This window comes from Meiothermus rufus DSM 22234 (assembly GCF_000423425.1).
GTDB lineage: Bacteria > Deinococcota > Deinococci > Deinococcales > Thermaceae > Meiothermus > Meiothermus rufus.
On record NZ_AUHY01000099.1, the window covers coordinates 1 to 5640 of the forward strand.

The 5640-nt window shown below is 61.2% G+C and carries 5 protein-coding genes, 1 tRNA gene and 1 pseudogene; 3 read left to right on the top strand and 4 right to left on the bottom strand.

Annotated elements, in window-relative coordinates; translation table 11 throughout:
• Together G552_RS0113215 and lepA are read right to left on the bottom strand one after the other, a co-directional pair.
• A partial coding sequence (locus G552_RS0113215; protein ID WP_027883439.1) for a helix-turn-helix domain-containing protein occupies positions 1–214 on the bottom strand: 214 nt, incomplete at its 3' end.
• Positions 215–345: 131 nt separating this feature from the next.
• Entirely contained in the window at positions 346–2145 is a 1800-nt protein-coding gene (gene lepA, locus G552_RS0113220; RefSeq protein WP_027883440.1) for a translation elongation factor 4, read from the bottom strand.
• A gap of 149 nt (positions 2146–2294) precedes the next feature.
• Here lepA and G552_RS0113225 point away from each other — a divergent pair, with 149 nt between their 5' ends.
• From G552_RS0113225 to G552_RS0113235, 3 genes are all read left to right on the top strand, one after another.
• Complete coding sequence (locus tag G552_RS0113225; protein WP_027883441.1) at positions 2295–3134, top strand: ABC transporter substrate-binding protein; 840 nt, start codon at positions 2295–2297, stop codon at positions 3132–3134.
• 108 nt (positions 3135–3242) lie between these two features.
• On the top strand, positions 3243–4346 hold the full coding sequence (locus G552_RS0113230) for an amino acid ABC transporter permease (RefSeq protein ID WP_027883442.1): 1104 nt from the start codon (positions 3243–3245) through the stop codon (positions 4344–4346).
• A gap of 38 nt (positions 4347–4384) precedes the next feature.
• A complete protein-coding gene (locus tag G552_RS0113235) occupies positions 4385–5128 on the top strand; it encodes an amino acid ABC transporter ATP-binding protein (RefSeq protein ID WP_027883443.1) in 744 nt (247 codons plus the stop codon).
• 46 nt (positions 5129–5174) lie between these two features.
• Here G552_RS0113235 and G552_RS0113240 read toward each other — a convergent pair.
• A tRNA-Asn gene (locus G552_RS0113240) sits at positions 5175–5250 on the bottom strand.
• Positions 5213–5640 (bottom strand): annotated as a pseudogene (locus G552_RS0113245) (integrase core domain-containing protein); the annotation flags it as partial. The pseudogene G552_RS0113245 and the gene G552_RS0113240, both read right to left, overlap by 38 nt.

The following is a 5640-nucleotide window of genomic DNA, read 5'->3' on the forward strand; positions in this document are numbered from 1 at the left end:
TGAGCCTCCTCCGCCAGCGGTAATAGGTGGCCCGGCTGATCCCCACCAGGGCCTGGATCTCGGGCCAGCTCACCCCGTGCTTCCTGAACGCCTCCACCTGCTTGAGCTTGCGTAGCCGTTCCTGGACCAGGGGGTCGCTGGCTCCGGCCGCTCCCAGCTCCTGGGCCTTCCTCGCTCCTTGCCATATCGCTTTGCCAACCGTGGTAAGCTGCACCTGGGGGACCTCCTTCAGGAGTCGGTCCCCCTCTTTTTATCCCACCTGGGGCTTCTAGAGTCTCACATGTGTCCGTCCAGGTTCATAGCGACAGGAGCGGGAATACACCCGCCTATCGGGCCAGGGTTGGTCTACTCCCGCCCTGCCGAGAGCACTGCCAGGAAGGCCTCCTGCGGTACATCCACCTTGCCGATGGCCTTCATGCGTTTTTTGCCCTCTTTTTGCTTTTCCAAAAGCTTTTTCTTGCGGGTTACGTCGCCGCCGTAGCACTTGGCCAGCACATCCTTGCGCAGGGCCTTGACGGTGGCGCGGGCGATGATCTTACCCCCGATGGCGGCCTGGATGGGCACGGCGAACTGCTGCCGGGGAATCACCTCGGCCAGCTTGTCTACAATCTCCCGCCCGATGCTGTAGGCCTTGTCCCGGTGAGCGATAAAGGCCAGCGCGTCCACCGGTTCCTCGTTGACCAGGATGCTGACCTTGACCAGGTCGCCTTCGCGGTAGCCGATCTGCTCGTAGTCCATAGAGGCATAGCCCCGGCTGAGGGATTTTAGGCGGTCGTGGAAGTCGTAGAGGATTTCACCAAAGGGTACCTCGTAGATGAGCTCCACCCGCTTGCCGATGTAATTCATGTGCTGCATCTTGCCGCGCTTTTCCTGCAAGAGCTGCATGATGCTCCCCACGTATTCCTCCGGGGTGTAGACCGTGAGCCGGACGTAGGGTTCGAAGATGGCCTCGAGCTTGTCCGGGCTGGGCAGCTCGGAGGGATTGTGGATTTCCAGCTCACTGCCGTCGGTGCGCCTAACCCGGTAGATCACGCTAGGGGCGGTGGAGATGAGGTCGAGGTCGAACTCCCGCTCGAGGCGCTCCTGGACGATCTCGGCGTGTAAAAGCCCCAAAAACCCACAGCGAAAGCCGAAGCCCAGGGCTTCCGAGGTCTCCGGCTCAAAGGAAAGGGCAGCATCGTTGAGCTTGAGCTTTTCCAAAGCTTCGCGCAAGCGGTTGTAGTCCTGGGTGTCGGTGGGGTAGAGGCCGGCAAAGACCACGGGCTTGGCTGGCTGGAAACCGGGGTAGGGAGCCTGGCAGGGGTTCTGGGCCGAGGTGACGGTGTCACCCACCTGGGCCTGGCCAATCTCACGGATGGCTGCGGTTAGCCAGCCCACCTCGCCGGGGCCTAACTGGGCTACCGGCTCCAGGGCACCTGGGCGGAAAACCCCTACCTTGTCGATGGTGAAGGTCTGGCCAGTGGACCAGACCCGGATGGTCTGGCCAGGCCGCAGGCTTCCGTCCATCAGCCGTACATAGGGGATCACCCCCTGGTAGGCGTCGTAGATGGAGTCGAAGATCAGGGCCTGGGGAGGGTTTTCCGGGTGGCCCGAGGGGGGAGGGATACGGGCCACGATGGCTTCCAGAATGTCCTCTACCCCCTGGCCGGTCTTGCCCGAGGCGAAGATGCACTCGTCGGCGGGAATCCCCAGTACTTCTTCGACCTCGAGGGCCACCTCGAGAGGCTGGGCTCCGGGCAGGTCGATCTTGTTGATGACGGGGATGATGGTGTGGTCGTGCTCTAAGGCCAGGTAGAAGTTGGCGATGGTCTGGGCCTCCACCCCTTGCGAGGCGTCCACCACCAGCAATACCCCCTCCACCGCGGCCAAAGCCCGGCTCACCTCGTAGCCGAAGTCCACGTGGCCGGGGGTGTCGATCAGGTTGAAGATGTAGGTCTGGCCCGACTTGCTCTCATAAAATAGACGCACCGCGCTGGCCTTGATGGTGATACCGCGCTCGCGCTCGAGCTCCAGTGAATCCAAAAACTGCTCGCGCATCTCCCGCTCCGAGACCGCCTTGGTCATCTGGAGAATGCGGTCGGCCAGTGTAGACTTGCCGTGGTCTACATGCGCGATGATGGAGAAATTGCGAATCCGCTCCTGCACAGCCTACCCATTGTAGCCGATGGATGGGGAAGCCTATGTGGGTTCGGTGAGTCACGGTGCGCCCTATCCTTGGGGCCCCTGCGTTGACACCCACTCTTGGGTTTTGTAATGTTGACCCGATGCAAAAAAACCACAAAGGAGGTTTTGCCATGAAACGAACCGGTATTGTGCTGCTAGGGATTCTGGCCTCGTTGGGCATGGCCCAGACCAGGATTGGCAACTGTGAGGTTAGCGGCCCCAAGGGGCAGTTCCCCATCCGCCCGGCGGTTGCTGGCCAACTTACGGTGCAAACCAACCTACCCGGCCCTGGTTTCTGGAATGGGGATAGCCCTGCTACCATCAAGGACGGCTTCGAGTACTGCCTGGCGGCCCACATTGCCCACCGGGCTGGGCTGGATAAGGTGGTGGTGCAAAACGTAGCCTGGGATGCGCTGATTGCTGGCCAGACTCGCAACTTCGACTTCGCGTTGTCGCAGATTACCATCACCGAGGCGCGCAAGCGGGTGGTGGACTTCTCGCGGCCCTACTTCTCCTCCGATATCGGGGTGCTGGTACGGGGGGCCGATAAAAACAAGTACACCTCGGCGGCCAGCCTCAAGACGGCCCGCCTGGGGGTACAGCAGGCCACCACGGCAGCTTCCTTCCTCAGCAACACCCTCAAACACCCGCAGAACCTGACCCGGGTTTTCCCTGATGTGGCCGGAGGGTTTACCGCCCTTAGGGCTGGCCAAATTGACGCCTTCATCATCGACACCTCGATTGTGCTTTCCGAGGCGGCCAAGTCCAATGGGGCTTTGGTGGTGGTGGGCCAGTTCAGCACCGGCGAGAACTACGGAGCCTTGTTTACCAAGGGCAACCCCAACCGAGCCCAGATCGACCGGATTCTCGAGGCCCTAGAGAAGGAAGGGGTGCTCAAGAAGCTGGCCCAGACCTACCTGGCCAAAGAGTGGGGTATCGACCCCACTAGCGTGCCCTACTGGAAACCCTAACCACTGCCGTGGGAATTGCGCTCCGCAAGGGTGGCCTCCGGCTGTCCTTGTGGGGTTTTTGTTGGACTGGCTACCCATTCCCGGCCTTTCGGGTACAATCTCCTATCCATGGCGGAACCTTCAAACACTAAGGAAGCCCGGCGGCGTAGGCCCACGCCACCCAAGGATGGTTTTGCTTTTGCCCTACTGGCCTTGGGCTGGGCGGTGTGCTTGGCGGTGGCTACCTGGGGGGTGATGGTCCGGGTCAAGGCCGTGATGAGTGCCAACAACTTTCAAGCCTTGTGGACCGATGGACTACTGCTCTTGGTGGCTTTGTTGCCACTGGCCTTGTTGCTGCCCGCTAGCCGCAGCCTGCAACAGTCCATCCAAGCCCGCCGGGCCTTGGCCGCAGAGAACCTGATTGCTGCGCGGGTGCACAGTGCCGAGGCCCATACCTGGGCCTGGTTTACCCTGGGCTATGCCGGGGCCTGGCTGCTGCTCTTGTTGTTGGTGCTGTTTTTCATCGCCAACAACGTGGCGGTGGGGCGAACCTTTTTTCAGCTCGAGCTCATCGCCAGCTCCTTTGGCCTGATTCTGCAAGCCTTTTGGGTTAACGTGGTGATCTTCCTCTTCGCGGGGGTGCTCTCGCTGTTGTGGGGGCTGGTGGTGGCCATCGCCAAGCTGCTGCCGGGCCGCCCAGCCCAGCCCATCCGCTTTCTAGCCACCTTTTACACCGATGCTTTTCTGAGCCTGCCCTCCATCATCGTGATCTACCTGGTGGGCTTTGGTCTACCCCTTACAGGGATTGCCTTTTTCCGTAGCCTCCCCCTAGAGGCCCTGGCGGTGCTGGCCCTGACCCTGACCTACGGGGCCTATATGGCCGAGGTCTACCGGGCCGGCCTCGAGAGCATCCACCCCAGCCAGTGGGCCGCGGCCCGCAGCCTGGGCCTTTCCTATGGCCAGACCCTGCGCTTCGTCATCATCCCCCAGGCTGTTCGGCGCATTGTTCCCCCTTTGCTCAACAACTTCATCGGGATGCAGAAGGATACTGCCTTGGTCAATGTGGTGGGGGTGATCGACGCTTTTAACCAGGCCCGCATCATCGCTTCCAACAACTTCAACCTCTCGGCGGTGACCACCGTGGCCATCCTGTTTATCCTGATTACCATTCCCCAGACCCGGCTGGTCGACCGGCTGGTGGAGCGCGACCGGGCCCGTTTCCGCCAAGGGTAGGGGAGACGGGGCTGGCGATGGACCCGGGGAGAGCCAAGATGAGCCTACTGGAAGTTCGCAACGTGGTGAAGCGCTTCGGGAACAACGAGGTGCTGCGGGGTATCAACCTGACGGTAGAGGCCCACCAGGTGGTCTGCCTGATCGGCCCTTCGGGGTGTGGCAAGTCCACCCTGCTGCGCTGTATCAACGGCCTCGAGGAGATTCAGGGGGGCGAGATTCGCCTCCATGGCGACCGCATTACCGGGCCGGGGGTAGACCTCAACGCCCTAAGGCGTGAGGTGGGGATTGTTTTTCAGAGCTTCAACCTGTTTCCCCACATGACCGTGTTACAGAACATCACCCTGGCCCCTACCCAGGTGTTGCGGATGCCCGAGGAGCAGGCCAGGGAAAAAGCCCTGGCCCTCTTGAAGCGCATCGGCCTCGAGCACAAGGCCCAGGCCTACCCTGACCAGCTTTCCGGCGGGCAGCAACAGCGGGTGGCCATTGTGCGGGCATTGGCCATGGAGCCTATGCTGCTGCTTTTAGACGAGATTACCTCGGCCCTCGACCCCGAGCTGGTCTCTGAGGTGCTCAACCTCTTGCGTGAGCTGGCCCGCGAGGGCATGACCATGATTCTAGCCACCCATGAGATGGGCTTTGCCAAAGAAGTAGCCAGCAAGGTTTGCTTTCTTTATGGTGGAGTTGTGCACGAGGAAGGCCCCCCAGAGCAGATATTTTCCAACCCCCAGCAAGAGCGAACCCAGCAGTTTTTGTCCAGCATCATCGAGGCCGGGCGCCTTTAGGTTCAGCCCACTAGGGCGAAAACCCCCCGGGTTTCCCCGGGGGTTTTGGCTCCGCGAGCAGGGCTCGAACCTGCGACCAGTCGGTTAACAGCCGACCGCTCTACCAGCTGAGCTATCGCGGAACGGCACGCCGATAGCAGGTAAGAATATAACAGAGCTTGCCCCAATTGGCAAGCGGTTGTAATCGGTCAACACATGTGAGACTGGGGAACCGACTCCTCCTGCATCTTAGCTAAATACTCCAAGGGAGCAAGACCCCCCAGGGCCATGTGAGGCCTTCGGCGGTTGTAGTGGTCCAGGTAGGCATCCAGCTCTGCCTGTAGCTCGCTGAGCCGGGGGGGCAGAGGCCGGGGATAGAGCTCCTCCCTAAAGGTCCGTTGCACCCGCTCCACGTGACCATTGAGTTTAGGACTCCTCGGCGGCAGCACAAACAAGGCAATCCCCAGAGCACAGCAGGCCTCCTCAAACTCGGCCATGAACTCGCTGCCCCCATCCACCTGGATGGCCCGGAT